The organism is Microcoleus sp. BM001215392 (genome assembly GCF_036700185.1).
Taxonomy (GTDB): domain Bacteria; phylum Cyanobacteriota; class Cyanobacteriia; order Cyanobacteriales; family Microcoleaceae; genus Microcoleus.
Window position 1 is genome coordinate 1 of record NZ_JAUBOJ010000632.1, and the last position, 2,250, is coordinate 2,250.

A 2,250-nucleotide genomic window follows, 5' to 3' on the forward strand; every position below is an offset into this window, starting at 1 on the left:
TTTTAACCGTTCGATCTTCAACCGGCGTCCGGCTTGTTTTGTTTGTGTAGACGCGGTTTCAACCGCCGTCTAATCATCAACTAATCATCAACCTGCGGAGGCAGCCTCCGCGGACTCAAGAAAATAACATAATTTTAACCGTTCGATATTCAACCGGCGTCCGGCTTGTTTTGTTTGTGTAGACGCGGTTTCAACCGCCGTTTGATCTTCAACCCGCTATACAAGCGGGTTTTGTTTGTCCGCAAAATGCTGCGGACTAAAGTCCGCACTACGAACCACTACGAACCAATCTTACTGCGGTTAATGGATCGGATTCGATATTACCAATTACCCATTACCAATTACCATTTAGAGATTATTTCAAGTTCAAGAACTTGTCTAAAGCGCTAACTACAACTGGCGGCCAGCGGCGGGTTTTTGCAACCCAATCGAGGTCTTTGTAACGGGAATCGAGGCCGACTGCGGCTACCCAATTGCTCTCGGCTTCTCCGCGCTGTCCTGCCTCCCAAAGACAGGCGCTGAGGGCTGCTCTCATGTCGGCAAATTGAGGATATCTGCGGACAATGTTTTTCATGTTGCGAATTGCTTCTTTGGTTTGCCCGTTTTGATAAAGTGCGAGGGCCTGGTTGGCGCGCGCAAAGGCATATTCTGGGGCTAGTTCAAAGGCTTTGCTGTAGTCTTTAATGGCTATTTCCCATTGTCCTAAACCTGCTTCGGCGTTACCTCGGTTGTTGTAGGCGGCTGGATCTTTGGGGTCTAATTCTAACACGTGGTTGTAGTCGGCGATCGCTTCTTCCCATTTTCCTAAACCTTCTAAGGCTGTGCCGCGGTTGAGGTAAGGATCGGGGGCGTTGGGAGCTAGTTCGATCGCCTTTTCGTAGTCAGTGATTGCTGGTTCTAGTTTATTTTGGCTGACTCTCGAATTGCCTCGGTTGCTCCATGCGGCGGCTTGTGAGGGAAATTTGTCAATAATTTCTGTCCACAAAGTTTCTGCGGCGGGAAATTTGCCTTCGTTTGTAGCCTCAAAAGCTTTCTGAACAAGTTCTCCTAATTCCTGCTGCTGAGGGGTGAGCTCTGTTGGTTGTACTTGTGCCGCGGCGGGTGCGATATTTCCTAACCAAACTAACCCGGTTACAATTAATACTGTAAAAAATGTGAAAAGTGAGCGAATCATCTTTGGTGGTAGTTGAAACTTTACTAAGCTGTTGCGTATTTAGATTGAATATTCTGGACGATGCTCAAAGCCATCCCACTCATGGTTGGATTGATTCTTGATACAGGATTTCAATACAGAACAGCTTAAACATATTATTAACCTAAATTGCGGGCGTTGGTTCAATCTCATGAGTTAAAAGTAATTTTATGAAAAAACGTTTATTAATTTTGGGCGGAACGGGAGATGCTGTTGAACTGGCAGCAAGGGCGTCTCAAATTGCCGAGCTAGAGGTGATATCTTCGCTAGCAGGGCGGACTAAACAGCCTTTGACCCCAAAAACGGGTACGGTGCGGATTGGGGGGTTTGGTGGGGCGGCCGGGCTGGCTGAGTTTTTGCGCTGTAGCCCGATCGACTTTTTAGTCGATGCAACTCATCCGTTTGCGGCGCAGATTTCGGCTCGTGCTGCGGTGGCTGCGGTTGAGTGCAATGTCCCTCATTTGATGCTGGTGCGCCCTGCGTGGGAGGCCGTGGAGGGCGATCGCTGGATTGAAGTCGCCAGCCACTCGGAGGCTGCAAGGGCTTTGTCAGGGCATTCTCGGCGGGTGTTTCTCACCATTGGGAGGCAGGAATTGGCCGAGTTTGCGGGTTTGGAGGGTGTTTGGTGTTTGATGCGGGCGATCGATCCTCCGGCACCAAATACTCCGATTCCTCACGGTGAATTATTATTAGCAAGGGGGCCTTTTTTATTGACAGATGAGCGGCAATTGCTCTTGGAATATCAGATTGATACAATTGTTAGTAAAAATAGTGGCGGTGCTGCGACATATCCGAAAATTATCGCGGCTAGGGAGTTGGGTATTCCTGTTGTGATGGTGCAGCGGCAGCCGATTCCTCATGTTCAGCGGGTTGCTGATGTGGCAGGGGCGATTTCTTGGCTGATTGAGCAGTTGAGTTGAAACGAACCGCGAAGGCGCAAAGGACGCGAAGGAAGAGGGAGAAGTTGATTGGAAGAACTAACGCTTAAATTTAGGTTTTTTTCTTGGGTGCATCTGGCGCAAGGCAAATATGTTTGTATGGGCTATAGCATGACCGCA

2 protein-coding genes are annotated in these 2,250 nt (G+C 48.9%); one reads left to right on the top strand and one right to left on the bottom strand.

What is annotated here, in order from left to right; all coding sequences use genetic code 11:
* Positions 1–355: 355 nt before the first annotated feature.
* A complete protein-coding gene (locus QT974_RS33605) occupies positions 356–1,174 on the bottom strand; it encodes a tetratricopeptide repeat protein (RefSeq protein WP_333472692.1) in 819 nt (272 codons plus the stop codon).
* Between the two features lie 188 nt (positions 1,175–1,362).
* On the opposite strand from QT974_RS33605, the gene QT974_RS33610 reads away from it, so the two are divergent.
* Positions 1,363–2,112 carry a cobalt-precorrin-6A reductase gene (locus QT974_RS33610; RefSeq protein ID WP_333472693.1) on the top strand — a complete coding sequence of 250 codons (750 nt, stop codon included), beginning with the start codon at positions 1,363–1,365 and terminating at the stop codon, positions 2,110–2,112.
* The last annotated feature ends 138 nt before the right edge of the window (positions 2,113–2,250 follow it).

Excerpts from the sequence above, each read along its gene's own strand:
- QT974_RS33605 (WP_333472692.1), bottom strand. The coding sequence starts at position 1,174 with ATGATTCGCTCACTTTTCACATTTTTTACAGTATTAATTGTAACCGGG.
- QT974_RS33610 (WP_333472693.1), top strand. The coding sequence starts at position 1,363 with ATGAAAAAACGTTTATTAATTTTGGGCGGAACGGGAGATGCTGTTGAA.